A 23,340-nucleotide genomic window follows, 5' to 3' on the forward strand; every position below is an offset into this window, starting at 1 on the left:
CGGGAATAAAGGCTACGCCTCCCGGGCCGTGAGATGCAGACCGGACGGGACTTCCGTCGCGTAGGTCACATCGAACGGCGGGTTTCACCGCTTGAAATGGCGGGAAACAAGCGTGGTTCGGGCAGGAGGCACCGCGGTTGCGACCCCCTAGGCCTCGCACCCCTGACGGACCCCGGTATGTGTGGCCGAGATCATGTCCTTCCCACAAGAACCCTACGTCAACCCGGCGCCTGTGAGCTGCCCGGAAGCGTGACAAGGATGCGGCAGCCCCGTGACGATTCGGCCACCCCTATGTGCCCGCCGTGCAGCCCCACCGCCCAGCGGGCAATGGCCAGGCCCAGCCCAGTGCCGCCGTCACCGCCCCGCGCGCTGCCCCGGTTGAAGCGCTCGAAGACCCGGTGGCGCTCCTCCTCCGGAATTCCGGGACCTTCGTCCCGGACCTCCAGGGCCAGACTCCCGGGCGCGTCGCCCGCCCGCGCCCGGACCGTGACCCGGCCGTGCGGCGGGCTGTGCTTGACCGCGTTGTCGATCAGGTTCGCCACCACCTGGTGCAGCCGCTCGGCGTCCGCGTGCGCCACCAGGTCGGCCGGGAACACGTCGAGGTGGAGGTGGACGTCGTTGCGGGTGTGCCCGCCCGAGCCGGAGGAGAGCCCCGGCCGGCCCGACGCCGCCAGCCCCGATTCCTTCAGCACCCCCGAGAGGTACGGCCACACCTCGAAGCGGCGGGCCCGCAGCGGCACCACCCCGTTGTCCACCCGGGACAGGTCCAGCAGCGTCTCCACCAGCCGGCCGAGCCGCTCGGTCTGCTTCAGCGCGGTCCGCATGGTCTCCGGATCGGCGGCGGAGACCCCGTCGACCACGTTCTCCAGTACCGCGCGCAGGGCCGCGATCGGAGTGCGCAGCTCGTGCGAGACGTTGGCGACGAGCTCCTTGCGGTGCCGGTCCACCGCCTCCAGGTCGTCCGCCATCAGATTGATGGTGGAGGCCAGGTCGCCCAGCTCGTCGCGGCGGCCCGCCCCGCGCACCCGGCGCGTGTAGTCACCGTGGGATATCGCCCGCGCCACGGTGGTCATGTCGTCCAGCGGAGCCGTCAGGCTGTGCGCCACGAACTGGGTGATCAGCATCGAGGCGATCACCGAGAACACCGTGATGAAGCGGACCTCGGTGGCGGTGCGCATCGCCACCATCAGCAGACCCGTCGTGATGAAGACCGACACCACGACGAGCGTGCCCAGCTTGGTCTTGATCGAGAACGGCGAGAAGGGCCGCAGCCCCCCGGTGCCGGCACGGGCTCCACCGGAGCGGCTGACGCCGCGCTCCCAGCTGGGGCGGCTCACGGCTGCGCCGGGGTCTCCAGGGCGTACCCGACGCCGTGGACCGTACGGATCCGCTCGGCGCCGATCTTCCGGCGCAGGGCCTTGATGTGGCTGTCGACGGTACGGGTCCCCGAAGCGTCGGCCCAGTCCCACACCTCGGCCAGGAGCTGCTCCCGCGAGAGCACCGCCCGGGGGGTCCCCGCCAGGCACACCAGCAGGTCGAACTCGGTCGGCGTCAGGTGCACGTCCTCCGTGTGCACCCGTACCCGGCGCTGCGCGTGGTCGATCTCCAGATCGCCCAGGCGCAGCGTGGCCCCGCGCGGGGCGTGCGCGGCCAGCGTGGCCCGCTCCACCCGCCGCAGGAGTACGTGGACCCGTGCGGCCAGCTCGCGCATCGAGAAGGGCTTCGTCATGTAGTCGTCGGCGCCGACCCCGAGCCCGACGAGCATGTCGGTCTCGTCGTCCCGGGCGGTGAGCATCAGCACCGGGACCGGCCGCTGCGCCTGGACCCGGCGGCAGACCTCCAGGCCGTCGAAGCCCGGCAGCATCACGTCGAGCACGAGCAGCTCCGGCAGCCAGCTCTCGGCCGCGGCGACCGCGGCCGGGCCGTCGGCGGCCGTCTGCACCTGGAAGCCCTCGGCGCGCAGCCGGGCCGCGATGGCCTCGGCGATGGTGTGGTCGTCCTCGACGACGAGCACCCGGCGCTGCGCGCCGGGGGTGGCCGCGGCTCCGTTGTGGGTGGTGGTGTGCGTCTGTTCCATGTCCCGCCCCTGAAGATCCCGCGTGGATAGGGGTGCAGCGTAGAGGAGCGGCTGGCCTCCGGCTATGACGGGTTCGCCGCCCGGGGCTTCCGCCCGGGGGACTGGCGGGGCTGGATTCGGCCGCCCGCAGTGCCCGCGAGCGCCGCCGTTGCCGCGAGCGCCGCCGTTGCCGGGGGGGGCCCCCCGGGACCCTTCGCCTCAGTCGCCGGCGGGCCTGGAATTGCCCTGCAGGCAACGTACGGGCGGCGCCAGCCAAATCCAGCCCCGCCGGCGCTTGAGCCCCGGGGCCTCGGGCGGAGCCCCGGGGCTGCGGGTCCGGGCGGAGCCCGGGGAACGGTGGAAGGGCGTAGGGGACCGGGCCCCGCAGGGCGCACCACCCGCACCCGCCCTCCGGGCCCCGCCGGGGTCAGGAAAGGGTCAGCCCGTGCCCGTGCGGGAACACCGGGTCGACCGTGTCGTTCGGGACGTCCGGGCGGGAGGCCGCCACGGCTTCCATCGAGCGCGGGAGCTCGAACGGCAGGCTCCCCCCGGCCGCGGCCCGGCCGAAGGCCACGTCCAGGAGCGCGGCGTCCGAAGCCCCGTAGTCGGCGATCAGCGCGGCCGCCCGCTCCGCGATCTCGGGGATCACCGCGGCCCGCTCCAGGTTGATGCAGACCAGGGTGGGGACGGCGTCCAGGAGGGTCAGGATCTCGGTGAGCTCCGGCTCGGGGAAGGCCAGCGAACCCGAGTGGAAGAAGGACTCGAAGATGTTCGTGCGGGGCTCGTGCGGGGTGCGCAGCCGCAGCACGGCCAGGTCCGCCCCGGCCGGGTCGGACACGAGGTCCCCGTACTCGGCGGCGACGGCCTCGTCCACGCCCTTGACGTACAGCTTCGGCCTGCCGGAGGCGTTGGCGGAGGTGACGGGGAGGATCGCGCCGGTGTTCGTCAGGACGGTCAGCGAACGCCGCTGGGCCGCCGCGCCGGCCGCCGCGAAGTCGGCCCGGCCGACCGTCTGCGCCGCCACGTCGGGGTCCACGTACGGGTTCTCGAACAGGCCGAGGACGAACTTCTCGCGCAGGAGGCGGCGTACGGACTCGTCGATGCGGGACTCCGGGATCCGGCCGGAGCGGACCAGCTCCACGACGACCTCGGGGCACTGCTCGCCGCCGAACTGGTCCGACCCCGCCTCCAGCGAACGCGCCGTCCGCTCGGCGGTGGTCAGGTGTTCCAGGCCCCAGGCGCGGGCCGGGTGCGACTCGCCGAAGATCACGGAGTCCGTGAGCAGGCCCCAGTCGGTGCACACGATGCCCTGGAAGCCGAGCTCCTCGCGGAGCAGGCCGGTGACGACGCCCTTGTTGAAGCCGAAGCCGACCTCTTCCCAGTCGGTGCCGATGGGCTGGCCGTAGTACGGCATCATCTGCGAGCAGCCGGCCGCGATGGCCGCCTTGAACGGCTCCAGGTGGTGCTCGCGCAGCCCGCCCGGGTAGATCTGCTCCTTGCCGTGCGCGAAGTGCGGGTCCTCGCCGTCCTTCTGCGGTCCGCCGCCCGGGAAGTGCTTGACCATCGCGGAGACGGAGCCGGCGCCCAGCTCCTCGCCCTGTAGGCCCCGTACGTACGCCTGGACCAGCTCGCCCGTCAGCTTCGCGTCCGAACCGAAGGTGCCCGACTGGCGCGCCCAGCGCGGTTCGGTCGCCAGGTCGATCTGCGGGTGCAGGGCGACGCGGAAGCCGACGGAGAGGTACTCGCGGCGCATGATGTCGGCGAACTCGAAGACCAGCTCCGGGTCGCCGATCGCGGCGAGGCCGATGGCCTCGGGCCAGGCGGAGAAGGCGCCGGCGTTGAAGGAGGCGCCGACGTTGTCGGTGAAGGAGTGCCGGGGGTCGGTGGACAGGGTTACCGGTATGCCGAGGCGGGTGGCGGCGGCCATCTCCTGGACGGCGTTCTGCCACATCGCCATCTCGCGGGCGCCGTAGGAGCCGAGCAGGTTGAAGTGGGTCAGGAAGCGGCCCTCGATCAGCTCGGGGGTGGTGAAGGGGAGGATCGAGCCGTCGGTCTCGGTGACCGGGGTGCCGTCCGGGTTCATCATCAGCATCGAGTGGAAGAGCTGGCCGGCCTTCTCCTCCAGGGTCATCCGGGAGAGCAGGTCCTCGACGCGCCGGTCGACGGGGAGGGCGGAGTCCTTGTAGGCGGGCAGGCCGTGGGATGCGGTGGTCATGGGCTGGCTCCTGAGAGGGGTGGTCGCGACGCCGGGTGCGGGGCCGGCGGAGGGGGTGGCAGAAGGGTCGGCGGAGGGGGCGGCCGACGGGCCGGCCGAGGGGGTGACCCGGGCGGCGGTCACTTGACCGAGCGGATCAGCTGGACGAGGCCCGCGCCCACGGCCGCCGCGATGCCGCCGAAGAGGAAGAGGGCCCCGTAGTTGCCCCCGCCGCCGATGGCGAGGACGAACGGCGCGAGCATCGGCACGAGCGACTGCGGGAGGGCGTTGGCGATGTTCAGCACGCCCATGTCCTTGGCGGCGCTCTGCGGGTCGGGCAGCACGGCGGCGGCGAGCGCCACGTCGACCGCGAGGTAGAGGCCCTCGCCGAAGCCGAAGACGGCCACGGCGAAGAGGAACATCCCGAAGGTGCCGGCGGTGGCGATCAGCAGCAGGCCGACGCCGATGACGAAGGCGGAGGCGAGCACGAAGGGCTTGCGGCGGCCGGTGGAGTCGGAGAGCCGGCCGCCCGCGAGGGAGCCGACGACCACGCCGCCGACGGTGACCAGGGTGGTGGTGAACATCTTCGAGGCGACGTCGCCCTCGGCGACCCCGAGGCGGTCCATCAGGAAGTACACCTGGTAGCTGGTCACGCAGGCGATGCCGATGAAGACCAGGAAGCGGCTCGCGAAGTTCCAGGCGTAGTCGGGGTTCTTGCGCGGGTTCACCCAGAAGCTGTGCAGGAACTCCCGGAAGCTGTACGGGGCCACGGACGCGGCGCAGGCCGGCCGGTCGGGCATCACGGCGGCCAGGACGCAGACCCCGAGGACGCCGACGAGGGCCGGGACGATGAAGGCCAGCGCCATGTTGTCGGTGAAGGCCTGCGCGAGGAAGCTGCCCGCGACCATCGAGACGGACAGCATCATGCCGACCATGCCGGAGACCCGGCCGCGCTGGTGGTCCGGGATCAGGTCCGGGATGCAGGCGGTGACCATGCACAGGGCGGCGTTGCAGCCGACCTGCGCGATGGCCCAGCCGATGAGGAGCGTGCTGACGCCGGAGCCGAGGCCGACCACCGTCAGGCCGACCGCGGCGACCGCCATGCCGCCGACGAGCCAGGGGCGGCGGCGGCCGAAGCGGCTGGTGGTGCGGTCGGAGAGGGCGCCGAAGAGCGGGTTGCCGATGAGGGCGAGGAGCGCGCCGACGGAGAGGATCTTGCCGAGGGCGGCGCCGCGTTCGGCGTCGGGGACGATCTGGGCCACGCGCAGGGCCAGGGTCACGACGATCGGGGTGAAGACGGCGATGCAGACGCCGAGCTGCGCGGCGACCAGGCCGAAGATCAGCTTGGCGGGTGCGTCGGCCGGTGCGCCGGTGGCTGCGCCGTTGGATGCGCCGGCGGGTGCGTCCGTCGGGGTGGCCTGATCCGGTCGGTCTTCGGCGTCGTGTGCGCCTCTGGCGTCCTGCGTGAGCGTCATGGGGTACTCCAACGTTCCCGCGATCGGCCTCGTCGCCGACCCGGCTTTTTCACCGTAAGCGCGAAAACCATGCACCTACTAGGTTTTGGTTTGGTGACCTGGATCACTCTCTCCCGGTGGCCGGAAACGCACTGCGTCTAGGGTGTTCGGCATGGCACAGGACAAGGGCCGAACGGCACAGGACAAGGACCGGATGGTCCCCAATTCGACGGCCGCCAAGGGCCGGGGCAGCTACGCGGTGGGCGACGCCCGCCGCCAGAAGATCCTCGACACCGCGGTCGAGCACTTCGCGCAGTGGGGGTTCCACGCCTCCTCGCTCGCCCGGATCGCCAACGACTGCGGGATCACCCAGGGCGGCCTGCTGCACCACTTCCGCAGCAAGGAGGACCTGCTGCTGTCGGTCCTGGGCCAGAGCGAGCTGCACGACATGGACCGGCTCTTCGTCGAACCGGTCGAGGACGTCCCCTCGGTCGCCGCCCACTTCGCGGCCGTGGTCGCCCTCGCGGAGGACAACGCCCGCCGGCCCGGCCTCGTACGGATGTTCAACACGCTGGTCGGGGAGTCCGGGAACCAGGGCCACCCCGCGCACGACTACTTCCGCCGCCGCTACGCACGGGTCCTCGGCTACAGCGTCGACCTGCTGGAGGCGGGCGTCGCGCGCGGTGAGCTGCGGCCCGGGACGGACTGCGAGGCCGTCGGCCGCGAGACCCTCGCAGTCATGGACGGGTTCCAGATCCAGTGGGTCCTGGACCCGGAGGGCGTGGACATGCCGGCGCTGCTGCGCGGCTACCTGGACCGGCGGCTGCGGGAGATCACGGTGGCGGGGACGGGGCTGTAGGCCGGCCCCAGCCGGTCCGCACTTCGGTCCTCAGCCGGTCCGCACCCGGGTGCTCACCCGGTCCGTACCCCGTTCCTCACCCGGCCCTCGCCCGTGCCTCATCGCGGGTCGAAGGGCGGCAGCGCGCCCAGGACCTTCGCCAGGGCGGCCGGGAGCTTGGTCTGCGCGGCGGCGACCTCGTATCCGCCGTACGCGAAGGCGTACGTGAACGAGTCCGCCACGGGCCGGTCGGGCATCGAGATCCGGGGCAGGTGGGCGAAGTCCGCGTCCTCGAGGGCGGTGCGCAGCTTCGCCAGGGCCGCCGCCGAGAGCTTGTCCCCGGAGACCGCCTTGGCCTGGGCGTCCAGCCGCAGGAACGATCCGTCGCCCTTGATGACCAGACTGCTCGTCTGCCCCTTGATGCCCCCGCTCCGGGTGACCGTGACCAGGGTCGCGGTGGAGGAGGGCCCCGAGGCGCTGGGCGTCGGAGCGGGCGCCGAGCCGCCGGTCGGGGGCTGCGGGCCGGTGCCGGTCCCGCCGGACCCTGCGCTCGAACCCGTCGCGCTCGGATCCGCGCCCGGGTCCGTGCTGCCGCCGGAGCCGGGGGTGGCCGTCGCGGCGCCGGAGCTGCCGGGGGCCGTGGTCGAGCCCTGGCTCGACGTCGTTTTCGGGCCGGCCCCGTTCTTCGACCCGCCGGAGGAACACCCGGCCAGGGCCGGTGAAAGGGCCAGCGCCACGGTCGCGGCCACCAGACCGACTCGCCATCCACGTGCTCGCACGCCCCACCCCCGCAGGTATTCGGCTCGAACCCCGAGTATGGAGTCGGCACCACCCGCACGGATAGCACCCGGAGGCCCGACATCCGACGCTTCGCCCTCTGGCGTTGGCTGCCGCCGCTCACCGCCCTCGCGCTCGGCCTCTGGGGCCTCGCGCGCGGCGGCTCGATGTGGCGCGACGAGTCCGTCACCTGGCAGGTCGCACACCGCCCGCTGGGCGGGCTGTGGGACCTCCTCGGCCAGGTGGACGCCGTGCACGGCCTCTATTACCTGTTGATGCACGCGGTCCTCGCCGTCGCGGGCGGCGCCGACCAGGGCCCCGCCGCCCTGTGGGCCCTGCGCCTCCCCTCCGTCGCCGCCACCGCCCTGGCCGCGGCCGGCGTGGCCGCGGTGGCCCACCGGCTGACCGGGGACGGTCCCGCCGCGCAGCGGGCCGCGCTCTTCGCCGGGCTCGGGTACGCCGTGCTGCCGCCCGTGCAGATGTACGCCCAGGAGGGGCGCTCGTACGCCCTCGTCGCCGCGGCCGTGATCTGGGCGACGTACCTGATGCTGCGCGAGCGGTGGGCCGGCTACACCGTGGTCCTGGTGCTGGGCTGCTGGCTGCACGAGTTCGCCGTACTGGCCCTGCCCGCGCACGCCTTCACCGCGTGGCGTTCGCGCGGCTGGCGGTGGAGCGCCGCCGCCGTCGTGGCCGCGCTGCTGCCGCTCGCCCTGGTCAGCGCGCGGCAGGCGCAGCAGCAGCTCGGCTGGCTCGGCCGGCCCGGCTGGCAGGACTGGGCGGCGTACGGGGTCCTCGCGGCGGCGGCGCTGCTCCTGGTGCCGCGTCGGGTCACGCCCGCCCCGAAGGCACCGGCGGACGGCCGTGGTGCGCCGCCGCCCGACGCGGCCGCGCGGGACCTCGTACGCGTGGCCCTGCCGCTCGCGCTGCTGCCGCCCGGGGTGCTGCTCACGGTCTCGCTGGTGCACCCCTGGTACGTGGACCGCTACGTGCTCTACTCGCTCGCCGGTCTCGCCCTCCTCGCGGGGGCCCGGCCGGCGCGTGCGCGGCGGCCCGTACGGGCCCGGGACTGGTGGCCCTGGCTGCTGACCGGGGCGCTCCTGGTCCCCGTGGGGTTCTGGTCCGCGTGGCTGCGTACCCCGGAGAGCCGCAAGGACGACGTGCTCGCCGTGGCGGCGGCGGTGCGCGAGCGCGCCCGGCCGGGCGACGCGGTGCTCTTCCTGCCCTCCCGGCGGCGCGAATGGCTGCTGTCCTCGCCGGAGGTCTACGGTTCCCTGCGCGACCTCGCACTGTCCCGCACCCCGGCGGCCTCGCGGAGCCTCCAGGGGGTGGAGCGCAGCGCGCAGGAAATCCGCGAGGCCCTGCTCGACCCTTCCACCGAACGGGTGGTGGCCCTCCTGGACCCGGCGGGCCAACCGCTGGACGGGGACCCGTCGGAGGCCGTGAAACGCCAGACCCTGGTCTCCTCCTTCGACCTGTGCTCGGTGACGGAGGTCCGCGGCGCCCGAGTGGCCCTCTTCGCCAGGCCGGGCGACTGCCCGTAAGCGGGTTCCGGTCCTTGCCCGCGATGGTGTGAGGTAACCGTTTCTGCAGGTCAGGCGCGCAACAGGTCACTCAGGTGGCGGATCCCGGCGGAGCGGACACCGCTGTTACGTTCACCCCCGGGACCGGCAGGGACCGGTCCCTCAGGACCACTGTGGGAGAACGTATGCGTACAACCGTGGCCGCCGCTGCGATGCTCGCTCTCGGGCTGGCCGGTGTCATGGCAACACCGGCGGCCGGCGCTCTGGCCCCGTATCCACCCACGACACCGACCAAGATGAGGAGCCAGAACTCCCACAAGTGCGCCGACGTCGAGGCCCGGTCCCTGGACGACGGAGCGGCGGTTCATCAGTGGAGCTGTGTGCTCGACAGGGACGAAAACCAGAAGTGGACGTTCGATCGGTTCGGCGCCCACGACGGCTACTTCAAGCTGATCAATTTCAACAGCAAGAAGTGCATGGACGTCGAAGGGCCCTCGTACGCGGACGGCGCCAAGATCCACCAGTGGGGCTGCTACGGCACCGAAAGCCAGGAGTGGAGGGTCGAGTATCTGGGGGACGCGGACAACACGTTCAAGCTCGTCAACCGCCTCAGCGGCAAGTGCCTGGACGTCGAGGGCTGGTCCAAGGACGACGGCGCGAAGATCCACCAATGGACCTGCCACGGCGGCGATGACAGTAACCAGAGGTGGAACTTCGTTTAGGCCGCCGTTCAGGGGGTGTCCGGGTCCGCCGCCCGCTGACGGGCCCGTCCCGGCAACCGGCGAAGCCTCGTAGGAGGATGGGGCGGAGGGGGCCGGTGGGGTGCGGCCCGTTGGCTTCTGCCGGAGGTGCCGTATGACCGCAGTCCCTTCCCAGTCCCTCGTGCCGCCCGGTCCGTTGGTCGGCGGGGACTGGCTCGCGGAGCGCCTCGGCGCCCCCGGGCTGGTCGTCTTCGACGCCTCCGTGAGCGGTCACCGGGCCGACGGCCGCCGCATCCCCGGCGCGCGCCCCTTCGACCTCGACGGCGACCTGTCCGACCACACCGCCGCGGCCCCGCACACCATGCCGGGCGCCGAGGCCTTCGCCGGGGCGATGCGCGCCCTCGGGGTCGACGACGACAGCACGGTCGTCGCGTACGACGGCGCCGGGATCTACTCCAGCGCCCGCGCCTGGTGGATGCTGCGCGCCATGGGCTTCGACCGGGTCGCGGTCCTCGACGGCGGCCTGCCCGCGTGGCTCGCCGCCGGGCGGCCGGTGGAGGAGCGCGCGGCGGCGTACGAGGGCCCCCGCGGCTCCTTCACCGCCCGCCCCCGCGCCGGGCTCCTGGTGGACGCCGCCACCGTCTCGGCGGCCCTGGCCGATCCGGCCGCCGCCGTGCTCGACGCCCGGACCCGCGAGCGCTTCGCGGGCACCGCCCCCGAACCCCGCCCGGGGCTGCGCGGCGGCCACATGCCGGGAGCGGTCAGCCTGCCGTTCGGGGAACTCCAGGACGCCGACGGCCTGATGCGCCCCGCCGCGGAGCTCCGCGATGCCTTCGGGGCGGTGGCGGGGGACCGGGAGCGGCTCTACTTCAGCTGCGGCTCCGGGGTCACGGCATGCGTGCTCGCCCTCGGCGCGGACCTCGCCGGGTACGGGCGGCTCGCGGTGTACGACGGCTCCTGGAGCGAATGGGGCATGCCGTCACCGGACCGGCCGGTGGTGACGGGGGCCTAGGGGGGTGGTTGCGCCGGTCCCGGGGGATAACCCCACCGGGATCGGGGCGTGGTCCCCATGGCTGCCGCACCCGGTCCGCGGGGACGATCGGCGTCATGACCCTGACTGCTCGTACCGCCGTCACCTCGACCGCCGTCGCCCTCGCCGCGGGCCTGTTCCTCACCGGCTGCTCCTTCTCCTTCTCCCTGGCCCCGCAGAAGAAGGCGAGCTCCGACACCACCGTCTCGGAGGCCGTCACCACGGTCGAAGTGCCGGACGCGCGCAGCGGCGACATCGAGGTCACCGTCGGATCCGGGCCGGGTGTCGTCGTCCACCGCACCGTCCGCTACCGCGGCGACGCGAAGCCCGAGCCCGCCCACCGGGTTTCGGGGGGCGTGCTGACCCTCACCAACGGGGACTGCTCCCGCGAATGCTCCGTCGACTACCGCCTGGAGGTGCCGGCCTCCGCCAAGGTCGAACTCCACAGCGACAGCGGGGACATCGCGGTGACCGGGGTGGCCGCGGCCGACCTGGTGACCTCCTCCGGCGAGGTCGAGGCCGACGGGATCGCCGGGCCGCTGAAGATCCGCACCTCGTCCGGGGACGTCTCCGCCCGGAACCTGGCCGGTCAGGCCGTGCAGGCCCGCTCCGAATCCGGCGCCGTCGAGCTGGCCTTCGCGAAGGCTCCGGCCTCGGTCGCGGTGGAATCCACCTCGGGCGACACGAACCTGATGGTCCCTTCGGCCCCGTACCGCGTCGAGGTCTCCACCGACTCCGGCGATCGCAAGGTCACCCTCCCCACCGACCCGGTGGCCCCGGCCCACCTGTCGGTGAAGACCACCTCGGGCGACATCCAGATCTCGGCGACCTGAGGCCGGAGCCCTCCGGCTCCCGGGCCGGCGGGCCCCCGGTCCGACGAAGGGCCGAGCCCTACGCCTGCCGCGGTGCGAGGACGGCCCGGATTTCGCCTATGCCGGCCCGCCAGGGCCCGGGCGATCGGGTCTCCTCCCAGAGCTCCATGAGCTCGGAGGGCTCGGTGACCGCACGCTCGAGGGCGACCACGGCGGACGCGCGCAGGTCGCCGGAGAGCGGGGGCAGGGGCAGGTCCGGGCCGTAGGCCGTGGTGACGGGCGTGCCGTCGGGGCACTGCGCGGCCACCAGCGCGGCCGCGGCGACCGCTCGCGCCGCGATGTCCTGGTCGAGGTAGCCGACGGTGTCGATCGTTTCCGTGAGGGCGCCCCGGATGAGGGCCTCGCGCTCGTGCTCCGGCGCGTCGTCGAGGCGTCCGCAGAAGTCCGCGGCGGTGTCGTTGTCGAAGGGTCCGACGTCCCAGGTGCCCATGCTGTTCTCCCGCTCGTGGTGATGTCCCCGGATCGTCGCAGGGGCCACTGACAGCGACACGATCGCGCGGACGGGACGTTCGGCCGACGGTGCTCCGGAGGGCGGGCGACCGCTGTTCGCCCCGGGCGAACGGGGGTTGGGGAACATTGGGCCGCGCAGGTGCATTGAGTCGGCATAGCTCAACTTCACTGCCGGAGGGAAGATCATGGCTTCGACGTCCGTAACGCTCACCCTGCCCGTGCTGCCGCTCGACGACGAGGTCGTGCTGCCTGGAATGGTCGTACCGCTGGACCTGACCGACTCCGAGGCCCGAGCGGCCGTGGAGGCGGCCCAGGCCGCCGCCGGGACCGGGAAGCCGCGGGTGCTGCTGGTGCCGCGGGTCGACGGGAAGTACACCGGGACCGGGGTGCTCGGCACCGTCGAGCAGGTGGGACGGCTCTCGGACGGGGACCCGGGGGCGCTGATCAGGGGGCGCGGGCGGGTCCGTATCGGGGCCGGGACCACCGGGCCCGGGGCGGCGCTCTGGGTCGAGGGCGAGACCGTGGACGAGAGCGTCCCCGATCCGCTGCCCGGGGCCGTCACCGAGCTGGTCAAGGAGTACAAGGCGCTCGCCACCAGCTGGCTCAAGAAGCGCGGCGCCTGGCAGGTCGTGGACCGGGTGCAGCAGATCGAAGGGGTGTCGGCGCTCGCCGACAACTCCGGGTACTCGCCCTTCCTGAGCGTGGCCCAGAAGGTGGAGCTCCTGGAGACCGCCGACCCGATCGCGCGGCTCAAGCTCGCGGTCAAGGCGCTCAGCGACCACCTCGCCGAACAGGACGTCGCCGAGTCCATCGCCAAGGACGTCCAGGACGGGGTCGACAAGCAGCAGCGCGAGTTCCTGCTCAAGCGCCAGCTGGAGGCCGTCCGCAAGGAACTGCGCGAGCTCGGCGGCGAGAAGGAGGGCGAGGAGTCCGACGACTACCGGGCCCGCGTCGAGGCCGCCGACCTGCCCGAGAAGGTACGGGAGGCCGCGCTCAAGGAGGTCGAGAAGCTGGAGCGTTCCAGCGACCAGTCCCCCGAGGGCTCCTGGATCCGCACCTGGCTGGACACCGTGCTCGAACTGCCCTGGAACGAGCGGACCGAGGACGAGTACGACATCCGCGGCGCCAGGGCCGTCCTGGACGCCGAGCACGCCGGGCTGGGCGACGTGAAGGACCGGATCACCGAGTACCTGGCGGTGCGCAAGCGCCGTTCCGAGCGGGGGATGGGAGTCGTGGGCGGCCGCCGCGGCGGGGCCGTGCTGGCGCTCGTGGGCCCGCCCGGGGTCGGCAAGACCTCCCTCGGGGAGTCCGTGGCCCACGCCATGGGACGCAAGTTCGTCCGCGTCGCGCTGGGCGGAGTGCGGGACGAGGCCGAGATCCGCGGCCACCGGCGTACGTACGTGGGCGCGCTGCCCGGCCGGATCGTCCGGGCCATCAAGGAGGCCGGGTCCATGAACCCGGTCGTACTGCTCGACGAGATCGACAAGGTCGGCTCCGACTTCCGCGGGGACCCGGCGGCGGCGCTGCTGGAGGTGCTCGACCCCGCCCAGAACCACACCTTCCGGGACCACTACCTGGAGGTCGAACTCGACCTGAGCGATGTGGTGTTCCTGGCCACCGCCAACGTCCTGGAGGCCATTCCGGAGGCGCTCGCCGACCGCATGGAGCTGGTGCGCCTCGACGGCTACACCGAGGACGAGAAGGTCGTCATCGCCCGCGACCACCTGCTGCCCCGCCAGCTGGAGCGCGCCGGCCTCGGCGCGGAGGAAGTGGTGCTGGAGGACGAGGCGCTGCGCAAGCTGGCCGGGGAGTACACCCGCGAGGCGGGCGTACGCACCCTGGAGCGCTCCCTCGCCCGCCTGCTGCGCAAGGTGGCCTCCCAGCACGAGCTCGGGGAGCGCGAGCTGCCGCTGCGGATCGGGGCCGGCGAGCTGCGGGCGCTCATCGGGCGGCCGCACCACGTACCGGAGTCCGCGCAGGACCCGGCCGAGCGGCGCACCGCCGTGCCCGGCGTGGCCACCGGCCTCGCCGTGACCGGGGCGGGCGGGGACGTGCTGTTCGTGGAGGCCTCGCTGGCCGATCCCGAGACGGGGGCGGCCGGGCTCACCCTGACCGGGCAGCTCGGCGACGTGATGAAGGAGTCGGCGCAGATCGCGCTCAGCTTCCTGCGCTCGCACGGCGCGGAGCTGGAGCTCCCGGTCGCCGACCTGAAGGACCGGGGCGTGCACATCCACTTCCCGGCGGGCGCGGTCCCCAAGGACGGCCCGAGCGCGGGCGTCACGATGACCACGGCGCTGGCCTCGCTGTTGTCCGGGCGGCAGGTCCGCACGGACGTGGCGATGACGGGCGAGGTCTCGCTGACCGGGCGGGTGCTGCCCATCGGCGGGGTCAAGCAGAAGCTGCTGGCCGCGCACCGGGCGGGGCTGACCACCGTCATCATCCCCAAGCGCAACGAGGCCGACCTGGACGACGTCCCGGCCGAGGTGCTGGAGGGGCTGGAGGTCCACCCGGTGACGGATGTCCGCCAGGTCCTGGCGCTGGCGCTGGTCCCCGACGCGGTCACGGTGACCGCGGTCGCCTGATCCGGCGCCCGGCCCGGCGCCCGGCCCGGCGCCCGGCCCGGCGCCCGGCCCGGCGCCCGGCCCGGCGCCCGGTCGGGCGCCCGGTCAGGCGCCCGGGACCCCGCTGCGGCGGGGCCCCGGGCCACGGGCGCGTCCGCTGCGAAATACTGGTGGCCCACACACCACCGAAGGAGCGGGACACGTGCACGGGAGCGAAGACCAGGAGTTCCTTGCCCTGGAGCGGGAGCTGTCCGTCTTCCTCCGGCGCGCCCGCGCCTCGTCCGGGGAGATGGCGCGCGAACTGCACCCGGAGCTGGAACCGGCCGCGTACGGGCTCCTCGTCCGCCTGGAGGCCGCCGGCCGGCAGCGGGCGACCGAGCTGGCCGGGTACTTCGGGGTCGGGAAGGCCACGATGAGCCGACAGCTGCGGGCACTGGAGGTGCTGGGCCTGGTGGCCCGCGAACCGGACCCGGCGGACGGCCGCGCCTTCCTGGTCGGGCTCACGGACGAGGGGCGGGAGCGCTTCCTGCGGGTCCGCGACGCCCGGCGGGAGCAGTACATGCGCAAGCTCGCGGACTGGGACCGCGGCGAGGTCGCGGAGCTGGCCCGGCTGCTGAACCAGCTGAACGCGGGCGTGGAGTAGGGGAGCGGCAGGACGGGCGATCGGAGCGGCCGGCTCCCCGGCCGCCGCCCCGCTTGCCGCCGCCCCGCTCAGCCGACCCCGCCCCGCTACAGCTCCGCGTACGCCGCCGAGGCGTCGTCGTGCCTCTTGTCGCGTCGGTGCGGCCGGTGGGGGTCCGTCTCCAGGGTCCGGACGCGATCGATCAGGGACTGGGCGCCCTCCTTGCGGAGCACCGCCAGGCACTCGGCCCAGTCGCCCTCCCCGAAGGTGTCCGTCCACCGGCTCGCCCCGTCCGTGAGCGCCGCCACCGCCCGGACCTCCGCCCGGGGCGTCCGCCCGGTCACCGCGCGCGCCGCCACCGCCGGGTCCGCGGCGGCCGTGAAGAAACCGCCCTCCGCGTTGCGCAGCACGTCCGCGGAGGCCTCCGTACGCAGCCGCTCGCGCGGGATCCGGTCCAGCCGGTCGTCGAGGACCGCGCGGACCTCGCCCCCGGGCGCCTGGAGGAGGAGTACGGAGTCCGAGAGCACCAGGTGCTCGACGCAGGACTCGTCCCAGCGGACGACGACCACGGTCGCCTGCGGGGTCCGTACGTGAGAAAGGTCACAGGTCTCGCGGTGGGCGTCGGCGGTGGTGCGGATGGCTTCGGCGAGGATCCGGTCGAGCGGCATGTCCCGCCGCGATCCGGACAGTTCGGTCAATCGGCCGCCGAGCCGGGCCGCGAACCAGGGGACTCCGTGCGTGCATCCGACCTCGCCCGGCGGTGGGGTGACCCCGTCGAGCGCGACCAGGACTCCGCCGCCCGACGCGGGTATCGCGGCCGACAGCCAGTCCTCGTTGGGGCGTTCCGGGTTGCCCGGGGCGGAAGAGAGATCGATGCGCATGCGGACATTCTGCCCGCGCGGGGTGCCGGAGGGGCGGGACGGGCCGGGGCGAGTGCGGACCAAAGGGGTGCGGCCGGGGTGGGAGGGAATCCCGGGGCCCGGTGGGGTGACCGCCGGTATGTGGGCGGGCATCCTGCCAAAGGCCGCATCGAACTTTCAACCACCCGTCCACAGCCGGGCTCTGACGGCAGTTCGCCGAGTTGGCCGCCAACTCGTCCGTGATGTTCACTCCTTCGTGTGGCCGGGTGGGCGATGTGCGGCCCTCTTCCCGGGGCACTGCGAAGGTCTGAGGCGGTACGGCGGCACAGCGGCGCGAGACAACAGGGGCGGGGGGCGTTTACTTGTTGACCGGCCGTTACCTCGGCCACACGAGTAGACGAGCACGAGCAGCACACGTACAGGATTGCGAGCACCGGTGCAGAAGAAGCGGCCTCGGAAGAACGGCACCGTCGCGAACGGCACCGCACCCGGTGGCACCGCAACCGACCGACCAGCCACCGCAGGAGCCCCCACGGGGCGCCGGGTGCGCGTGCGCCGCAGGCTGGTCATCGGAGTTGCCGTGGCAGGGCTCGCCGTCCTGGCGGCCGGGGCGCCCGCCGTCCTGTCCGCCTCGGCGGACCTGAAGGACTCCCAGAACCTGGTCACCCGCGCCGAGCAGACCGGGGCCACCCTCACCCTCGCGCACCTCCTGGGCGACGAACGCGACGCCGTCACCGAGTACGTGGCCAAGGGCCGCCCCGGTGGCGCGCTGACCGCCGTCCAGGAGCGCACCACGGGTACCGACCGGCAGCTCGCCGAGGTCCGGGCCGACGCCGACGAGCAACTGGCCCGCGCCCTCGGCCGGGTCCGCGCCGTTCGCACCGAGGCCGTCGAGGGCAAGGGCAGCGCACTGGCCGCCCACCAGGCCTACTCCGGTGTCATCGCCGAACTCCTCGCCCCCGGGACCCGGCTCGCCGAGCTGACCCCGCCGCGCGCCGCCGACGCCCTCGTCACCACCCGCCCGCTGGCCCCCCTCGGCCAGGCCGTGGAGCAGGCCTCCGCCACCCGCGGACTGCTCCTCGCCGCGCTGGACGTGCCCCGCGGCGAGACCTCGGGCGCCGCCGCCGTGGACGAACTCACCACCGCCGCCCAGCGGACCCGGGTACGGGAGCTGGGCGCCCTCGACGACTTCGCGCGGGCCGCGCGCCCCGACGTGCGCCAGACCCTCGCCGCCACCGTCGCCGGACCGGAGGTCAAGACGGCCGACGAGTACCTCAGGCGGCTCACCGACCGGCCGACCCTCTCCTCCGCCGACCGCAAGCTCGACTCCGGCACCGTCGGCCCGGCCCTCACCGCCCGCATCGACCGGATGCGCTCGGTCGAGGCCACCCTCGCCGGCCAGCGCGCCACCGCCCTCGCCACGCTGCGGGACGACGACGTGACCGCCCTGGAGACCCTGCTCGCCTTCCTCGGCATGGTGTTCCTGGTCACCGTCGGCGTCGCCACGGCCGTCGCCCGCTCGCTGACCCGGCCGCTGTCGGTCCTGCGGCGCGGCGCCGCACGGCTGGCTACGCCCGAGGGCTCGGTGGAGCCCGTCCGCTTCACCGGGCGCAACGACGAGTTCGCCGAGGTCGTGCGGAACCTCAACTCCGTGCGGGACCAGACCGTTTCCCTGCACACCCGGATCGCCGGGCTCGACGCCGACCGCCGCCGCCTGATCGGCCGCAACGAGGCGCTCACCTCGGGCCGCGAGGCGCTGGAGGAAGAACTCGGGCAGCTGCGGGCCGGGCTGGAAGAGCACCGCCGCATCATGTCGACCACCTCCGTGTCGCTGTCCCTGCGCACCCTCGGGCTCGTCGAGCGCCAACTCGCCGTCATCGAAGAGCTGGAGTCCGAGGAGCAGGATCCGGACCGGCTCTCCACCCTCTTCAAGCTCGACCACCTGGCGACCGTGATGCGCCGCCACAACGAGAACCTCCTCGTCCTCGCGGGCCAGGAGCACGGCCACGGGCAGGGCCTGCCGGTCCCGCTCGTCGACGTGATGCGCGCGGCGGTCAGCGAGATCGAGCGCTACGAGCGCGTCGACCTCGGGGCGCTGCCCTCGTACACGCAGGTCGCCGGGCACGCTGCCGACGACATCTCGCACGTGCTCGCGGAACTGCTGGAGAACGCGACGACCTTCTCGCCGCCGGACGCCAAGGTGAAGGTGTCCGGCTGGCTGCTGGACTCCGGCGACGTGGTGCTGTCCGTCGTGGACGAGGGCATCGGGGTCGCCGGGGACCGGCTGGACGCGCTGAACGCCCGCCTGGCCACGCCGGACGCGTACGACCAGGAGCCGGAGTCGGAACACGGCCTGGGCCTGGGCCTGTACGTGGCCGGGCGGCTCGCGGCCCGGCACAGTGTGACGGCGGAGCTCCGGACCTCGCGGCACGGCGGCACGGAGGCGCTGGTCGTCGTACCGGCGTCCCTGCTGCCGAGCGCTCCGCCGGTTTCGCCCGTCCACACCCTGGGTACCCCGGGAGCCCCCGCACTGCACCTGCCCGGCGTGGTCGCGGAGGCGAACGAGAACACCCTCCCGTCCCGCCTACGGGGCCTTGCCGCCACCGTGCCGGAGCCGATCGCGGCGGAATCCGCCGCTCTGGCGGAGCAGGTGCCGAGCTGGGCCGCGGAGCCCGAGGAGGCTCCCGCGACGGCCCCCGAGCCCGAGGCGGCCCCCGAGCCCGAGCCCGAGGCGGCCTCCGCGGAGCAACCGCGCTGGATCACCGAGCCCATCGGGGAGCCCGCGCCGGCTCCCGAGCCCGAGCCGATCCACGAGCCCGCGCCGGCTCCGGCCGAGGAGCTGCTGGCCCGGGTGGTCCCGGAGCCCGCTCCGGCGGCGTTCGCGCCCCCGGCCGAGCAGCTGCCGCCGAGCGAGCAGGTCTTCCGCGTCCCGGCTCCGGCCGGGGAACCGGTCGCCGCCGACCAGGTGTTCACGGTTCGGGCCCCGGCCGAGCAGCAGCTGCCGCCGAGCGAGCAGGTCTTCCGCGTCCCGGCCCCCGCCGAGGCACCCGTACCCGCGCCCGTACCCGTGGAGGACGAGGCCCTCACCGACAAGGGCCTGCCCAAGCGGACCCCCCGCACGGTGGCCGCCGGGCGCGGAGACGCCGTACCGGCGGCGCCGCGCCGGGTGGACGCCGACGAGCTGCGCCGCCGGCTCGGCGGGTTCTACCGGGGCGCCCAGGACGGGCGGCGCGTCGTGGAAGCGGAGCTCGCGCAGGACCCGCGGCAGGACCCGGGGCCGGACCGACGGCACGATCAAGGGCAGACCGACCGGGGGGACACCGCACAGGAGGCACGCACATGACCGCGCCCAGTACGTACGGACTGAGTACCCAGGCCCGCAACCTTCAGTGGCTGCTGACCGATCTGGTCGAGGAGGTCCCCGGGGTCAACTCCGTGGCCGTCGTGTCCTCGGACGGGCTCCTGTTGCTGTCCTCCGACCCGATGGCACCCGACACGCCCCCGGCCGAGGACCCGCCGGCCCGCCCCAAGGGCCCCCGCGGTGCCTCCGCCGACCTCGCGACCATCGTCTCCGGCCTCGGCTCGCTCACCACGGGCGCCGCGGCCCTGATGGATGGCGGCGCGGTCAAGCAGACGATGGTGGCGATGGAGCACGGTTCCGTGTTCGTCATGTCCATCAGCGACGGCTCGCTCCTCGGAGTGCACGCCACGCCCGACTGCGACATGAGCGTCGTCGCCTACCACATGGCCTTGTTCGTGGGCCGCGCCGGCCACGTCCTGACCCCCGAAGTCCGCAGCGAGCTGCGCCAGTCGATGGAGAAAACCCCGTGAGGAGTCCGGCCTCCGACCGGCTGCCCATACGCGGCGCCGACCGCCGCCCCGCCCGCGTACGCCCGTACTCGCTCACGGGCGGCCGCACCCGCTTCACCCAGGTCCTCAACGTCGAGACCTTCGTCGCCACCCTGGACACCAGGGCGTCCGTGCCGCAGAAGCCCGACCGGATGCCCGAGATGCCGGCCATCGTCGAGGTCTGCCGCCGCATGCGCACGATCGCCGAGATCGCCGCGCTGCTGAAGCTGCCGCTCGGTGTGGTGCGCGTCCTCGTCAGCGATCTCGCCGACCAGGGAAGGATCCGCGTCTACGGGACCGGGCACGGCTCCGGCCGTCCCGACCGCGCGCTGCTCGAAAGGGTGCTCAGTGGGCTCCGCCGTCTCTGAAACCGGATTCCTCCCCGCGTCCGACCTCTTCTCCCGGACGGGAGCCGCCGTCCCCGAGGACGAGCCGGTACAGCCCTGGCAGTACGACCGCTCGCGCGCGCCCGTGGCCGTGAAAGTGCTGGTGGCGGGCGGGTTCGGGGTGGGCAAGACCACCTTCGTGGCGTCCGTCTCCGAGATAACGCCGCTCCGTACCGAGGCGGTGATGACGCAGGCCAGCGTCCCGACCGACGACCTGTCCTCGACCCCGGACAAGCACACCACCACCGTCGCGATGGACTTCGGCCGCGTCACGCTCGAGGACGACCTCGTCCTGTACGTGTACGGGACGCCGGGCCAGGAGCGCTTCTGGTTCATGTGGGACGACCTGGTGCGCGGCGCCATCGGCGGGATCGTCCTGGCCGACACCCGCCGGCTGCGCGACTGCTTCCCGGCCCTCGACTACTTCGAGAGCTGCGGGCTGCCGTACGCCGTCGCCGTCAACCACTTCGAGGGCACCCGGTCGTACGAACCGGACGACGTGCGGGAGGCGCTGACCATACCGGCCGGCGTGCCCGTGGTGATCATGGACGCCCGGAGCCGGGTCACGGTAGTGGAATCCCTGCTGACGCTCGTGGGCCACGCCCTCGACTCGACCCCCGAATAGAGAACGTGCAGATGCGCAAGATACTCGTCGTCGGCGCCGGCCAGTCCGGTCTCCAGCTCGCCCTCGGACTCCAGTCGAAGGGGTACGAGGTCACCCTCATGTCCAACCGGACGGCGGACGAGATACGCACCGGGCGGGTCATGTCCACCCAGTGCATGTTCGACACCGCGCTCCGGCACGAGCGGGATCTCGAGCTGAACCTCTGGGAGCAGCAGGCCCCGAAGATCGAGGGTCTGGGCGTCTCGGTCGCCACTCCCGACGCCGACCGCGCCGTCGACTGGCTCGGCAGGCTGAAGGGCTTCGCCCAGTCCGTCGACCAGCGCGTGAAGATGTCCGGCTGGCTCGACACCTTCGCGCAGCGCGGCGGTCAGCTGGTCATCCACGGGGCCTCCGTCTCCGACCTGGACTTCTTCTCCCGTACGTACGACCTGGTGCTGGTCGCGGCCGGGAAGGGCGAGCTCGTCTCGCTGTTCGGCCGCAACGCCGCCCGCTCCCCGTACGACGCCCCGCAGCGCGCGCTCGCCGTCAGCTACGTGCACGGCCTCGGCCCGCGCCCCGAGCACCCGCAGACGGAGGCCGTACGCTGCAACCTGGTCCCGGGCGTCGGCGAGCTGTTCGTGATGCCGACGCTGACCACTTCCGGCCGGGCCGACATCCTGTTCTGGGAAGGTGTCCCCGGCGGTCCGCTGGACGTCTTCAACGGCGTGCAGGACCCGGCCGACCACCTGGCGCTGACGCTGGAACTGATGGAGAAGTACACGCCCTGGGAGTACGCGCGGGCCACCAAGGTGGAGCTGACGGACGCGGGCGCCACGCTCGCCGGCCGCTACGCCCCCGTCGTGCGCAACCCGATCGGCCGGCTGCCCGGCGGCGGCCTGGTGCTGGGCGTCGCGGACGTGGTCGTCGCGAACGACCCGATCACCGGCCAGGGTGCGAACTCCGCCGCCAAGTGCGCGGCCTCGTACCTGTCGTCGATCATCATGCACGGGGACAAGCCGTTCGACGAGGCCTGGATGAAGGCCACCTTCGACAAGTACTGGTTCACCACCGGCCGGCCGACCACCCAGTGGACCAACGCCATGCTCGGTGTCCCGCCGGAGCACGTGCTGAACCTGATCGGCGCGGCCGGGCAGCTCCAGCCGGTGGCGGATCGTTTCGCCAACGGCTTCGACAACCCGGCCGACTTCGACGCGTTCTTCTACGACCCCGAGGACGCGGCCGACTACCTGTCCGAGGTCGCGGCCTCGGTCGCCGGTTCGGACGCGGGCGCTTCCGCCTCCGAGTAACCCGTGTCGTCCCCCGCCGCCGCGCCCGACGCCGTGGGCAGCGGCGGTGGGGTGAAGGCGGTCAGCGGGGCGCCGTCCGGGTCCGGCCGCACCGCGCCGAGCAGCGGATTCGCCGCGATCGGCGAGACCTTGACCCTCGCGCCGGGCCGCGGCGCCTGGATCACCTTGCCCCCGCCGATGTACAGGGCCACGTGCGTGGCGGTCGGGAAGTACACCACCAGATCGCCCGGACGGAGCTCGTCGAGCGGCACCCTGGGCAGCTGAGCCCACTGTTCCTGGCTGGTCCGCGGGATCGAGCGGCCCGCGTGCGCCCAGGCCTGCGAGGTCAGCCCGGAGCAGTCGAAGGACGCCGGGCCCTCGGCGCCCCAGACGTACGGCTTGCCGATCTGCGCGGTCGCGTAGGTGAGCGCCGAGCCGCCGGCCGCTGTGGGGTTACGGGGCTTCGCGCCGAGCTTCCCCGAATCGACCAGCTCCCGCTGCGCGGCGGCGGTGTTCTCGGCCTCGCGCGTGCCGAGCTCGCCGAGCTGCGCGGGGGAGAGGGAAGCGAGCATCCGCTCGACCTCCTTGAGTTGCGAGGCGGCCGTCTCCTTGCGCTTCTTCGTCTCTGTCGCCAGCTTCTGCTCCGAGTCCAGGGCCTTGCGGGCGGCGACGGCGAGGGCGTCGGCCTGCTGCTCGCCCCGGCCCAGCCGCTCCAGCGCCGCGGCCCGCCGGGCGCCCTCGCGCGCCGCGAGCCGCCGCTGGTCCAGGACTCCTTGGGCGTCCCCGGCGAACAGCATCCGGGCGTACGGGGAGAACCCCCGGCCCGCCTTGTACTGCTCCCGCGCCAGCTTGCCCGTGGTGATCTGGGCCTCGCTGACGGCGGTACGGGCCTTCCCGAGCTCGGTGCTGAGCCGGCGCTCCTCGCCCTGGCGGGCGGTCAGCGCGCTCTCGGCGGCGTTGTAGGCCTCGGTGGCCTGTTCGGCCTGCTGGTAGAGGCCCTGGAGCCGGGAGAGGAGGACCCCGACGGGCTCGGCCGGGGCGCCGGGGGCCGTGAGGGATTCGGGGGTGCCGGGGGTGGTGAGCGAGTCCGGCGGGCCGGGTGCTCCGGGTGCCCGGGGAGCTCCGGGGGCCCCGGGAGCGGCGGGGATGTCGGGTGCGACCGGCGCGGCCTGTGCGGCGGGCAGCGGGCCCGCCGATGCGAGGACCGCGGCGACGCAGGCGGCGCGAAGCAGCCGACTCCGATGTCGACGTGACATGTGGTCACCTCCAGGCGGCCGATG

The 23,340-nt window shown here is 73.6% G+C and carries 20 protein-coding genes; 12 read left to right on the forward strand and 8 right to left on the reverse strand.

Annotated features, from left to right (window positions below; genetic code table 11):
* Positions 1-218: 218 nt before the first annotated feature.
* The 4 genes from AC3IYJ_RS26320 to AC3IYJ_RS26335 all read right to left on the reverse strand — a co-directional run bounded on the left by AC3IYJ_RS26320 (position 219) and on the right by AC3IYJ_RS26335 (position 5,725).
* Positions 219-1,271 (reverse strand): HAMP domain-containing sensor histidine kinase, encoded by a 1,053-nt coding sequence (locus AC3IYJ_RS26320; protein ID WP_489402936.1) that lies wholly within the window; start codon positions 1,269-1,271, stop codon positions 219-221.
* 62 nt (positions 1,272-1,333) lie between these two features.
* Positions 1,334-2,077: a response regulator transcription factor gene (locus AC3IYJ_RS26325; protein WP_330298546.1), complete on the reverse strand. Its 744-nt coding sequence runs from the start codon at positions 2,075-2,077 to the stop codon at positions 1,334-1,336.
* A 406-nt stretch (positions 2,078-2,483) separates the two neighbouring features.
* A complete protein-coding gene (locus tag AC3IYJ_RS26330) occupies positions 2,484-4,271 on the reverse strand; it encodes a glycoside hydrolase family 3 protein (RefSeq protein ID WP_489397203.1) in 1,788 nt (595 codons plus the stop codon).
* A 119-nt stretch (positions 4,272-4,390) separates the two neighbouring features.
* Positions 4,391-5,725, reverse strand: a complete 1,335-nt coding sequence (locus tag AC3IYJ_RS26335) for an MFS transporter (protein WP_489397204.1) — start codon at positions 5,723-5,725, stop codon at positions 4,391-4,393.
* A gap of 151 nt (positions 5,726-5,876) precedes the next feature.
* Here AC3IYJ_RS26335 and AC3IYJ_RS26340 point away from each other — a divergent pair, with 151 nt between their 5' ends.
* Positions 5,877-6,563: a TetR/AcrR family transcriptional regulator gene (locus tag AC3IYJ_RS26340; protein ID WP_489397205.1), complete on the forward strand. Its 687-nt coding sequence runs from the start codon at positions 5,877-5,879 to the stop codon at positions 6,561-6,563.
* Positions 6,564-6,661: 98 nt separating this feature from the next.
* Here AC3IYJ_RS26340 and AC3IYJ_RS26345 read toward each other — a convergent pair whose 3' ends face one another.
* Positions 6,662-7,291 (reverse strand): hypothetical protein, encoded by a 630-nt coding sequence (locus tag AC3IYJ_RS26345; RefSeq protein WP_489397206.1) that lies wholly within the window; start codon positions 7,289-7,291, stop codon positions 6,662-6,664.
* A gap of 195 nt (positions 7,292-7,486) precedes the next feature.
* Here AC3IYJ_RS26345 and AC3IYJ_RS26350 point away from each other — a divergent pair, with 195 nt between their 5' ends.
* From AC3IYJ_RS26350 to AC3IYJ_RS26365, 4 genes are all read left to right on the forward strand, one after another.
* Entirely contained in the window at positions 7,487-8,860 is a 1,374-nt protein-coding gene (locus tag AC3IYJ_RS26350) for a glycosyltransferase family 39 protein (RefSeq protein WP_489397207.1), read from the forward strand.
* Between the two features lie 164 nt (positions 8,861-9,024).
* Entirely contained in the window at positions 9,025-9,561 is a 537-nt protein-coding gene (locus tag AC3IYJ_RS26355; protein ID WP_489397208.1) for an RICIN domain-containing protein, read from the forward strand.
* 133 nt (positions 9,562-9,694) lie between these two features.
* The gene (locus tag AC3IYJ_RS26360) at positions 9,695-10,552 is read left to right on the forward strand and encodes a sulfurtransferase (protein ID WP_489397209.1); all 858 of its coding nucleotides are present in this window, start codon (positions 9,695-9,697) and stop codon (positions 10,550-10,552) included.
* A 95-nt stretch (positions 10,553-10,647) separates the two neighbouring features.
* Positions 10,648-11,403 carry a DUF4097 family beta strand repeat-containing protein gene (locus AC3IYJ_RS26365; protein WP_489397210.1) on the forward strand — a complete coding sequence of 252 codons (756 nt, stop codon included), beginning with the start codon at positions 10,648-10,650 and terminating at the stop codon, positions 11,401-11,403.
* Positions 11,404-11,461: 58 nt separating this feature from the next.
* Here AC3IYJ_RS26365 and AC3IYJ_RS26370 read toward each other — a convergent pair whose 3' ends face one another.
* The gene (locus tag AC3IYJ_RS26370; RefSeq protein ID WP_489397211.1) at positions 11,462-11,872 is read right to left on the reverse strand and encodes a DUF4259 domain-containing protein; all 411 of its coding nucleotides are present in this window, start codon (positions 11,870-11,872) and stop codon (positions 11,462-11,464) included.
* A gap of 205 nt (positions 11,873-12,077) precedes the next feature.
* On the opposite strand from AC3IYJ_RS26370, the gene lon reads away from it, so the two are divergent.
* Entirely contained in the window at positions 12,078-14,474 is a 2,397-nt protein-coding gene (gene lon, locus AC3IYJ_RS26375) for an endopeptidase La (protein ID WP_489397212.1), read from the forward strand.
* Between the two features lie 136 nt (positions 14,475-14,610).
* Positions 14,611-15,096, forward strand: coding sequence for a MarR family winged helix-turn-helix transcriptional regulator (locus AC3IYJ_RS26380; RefSeq protein ID WP_371619797.1), 486 nt, complete (start codon positions 14,611-14,613; stop codon positions 15,094-15,096).
* A gap of 86 nt (positions 15,097-15,182) precedes the next feature.
* On the opposite strand, the gene AC3IYJ_RS26385 is transcribed toward AC3IYJ_RS26380, so the two are convergent.
* Positions 15,183-15,956, reverse strand: coding sequence for a protein phosphatase 2C domain-containing protein (locus tag AC3IYJ_RS26385; protein WP_489397213.1), 774 nt, complete (start codon positions 15,954-15,956; stop codon positions 15,183-15,185).
* Positions 15,957-16,371: 415 nt separating this feature from the next.
* On the opposite strand from AC3IYJ_RS26385, the gene AC3IYJ_RS26390 reads away from it, so the two are divergent.
* Genes AC3IYJ_RS26390 through AC3IYJ_RS26410 form a run of 5 tightly spaced genes read left to right on the forward strand, consistent with a single transcriptional unit; the run spans position 16,372 to position 22,081 of the window.
* Positions 16,372-19,278, forward strand: coding sequence for a sensor histidine kinase (locus AC3IYJ_RS26390; RefSeq protein ID WP_489397214.1), 2,907 nt, complete (start codon positions 16,372-16,374; stop codon positions 19,276-19,278).
* A complete protein-coding gene (locus AC3IYJ_RS26395) occupies positions 19,275-19,766 on the forward strand; it encodes a roadblock/LC7 domain-containing protein (RefSeq protein WP_489397215.1) in 492 nt (163 codons plus the stop codon). Before AC3IYJ_RS26390 ends, AC3IYJ_RS26395 begins: the two co-directional genes overlap by 4 nt.
* Positions 19,763-20,152 (forward strand): DUF742 domain-containing protein, encoded by a 390-nt coding sequence (locus AC3IYJ_RS26400; protein ID WP_489397216.1) that lies wholly within the window; start codon positions 19,763-19,765, stop codon positions 20,150-20,152. The genes AC3IYJ_RS26395 and AC3IYJ_RS26400 overlap by 4 nt, the downstream gene beginning before the upstream one ends.
* Positions 20,133-20,795, forward strand: a complete 663-nt coding sequence (locus AC3IYJ_RS26405) for a GTP-binding protein (protein ID WP_489397217.1) — start codon at positions 20,133-20,135, stop codon at positions 20,793-20,795. The genes AC3IYJ_RS26400 and AC3IYJ_RS26405 overlap by 20 nt, the downstream gene beginning before the upstream one ends.
* 11 nt (positions 20,796-20,806) lie before the next feature.
* Complete coding sequence (locus AC3IYJ_RS26410) at positions 20,807-22,081, forward strand: styrene monooxygenase/indole monooxygenase family protein (RefSeq protein ID WP_489397218.1); 1,275 nt, start codon at positions 20,807-20,809, stop codon at positions 22,079-22,081.
* Here the strand turns inward: AC3IYJ_RS26410 and AC3IYJ_RS26415 are convergent.
* Positions 22,018-23,316 (reverse strand): C40 family peptidase, encoded by a 1,299-nt coding sequence (locus tag AC3IYJ_RS26415; protein WP_489397219.1) that lies wholly within the window; start codon positions 23,314-23,316, stop codon positions 22,018-22,020. The genes AC3IYJ_RS26410 and AC3IYJ_RS26415 overlap by 64 nt on opposite strands.
* Between the last annotated feature and the right edge of the window lie 24 nt (positions 23,317-23,340).

Source organism: Streptomyces sp. GL_140 (assembly GCF_057834465.1).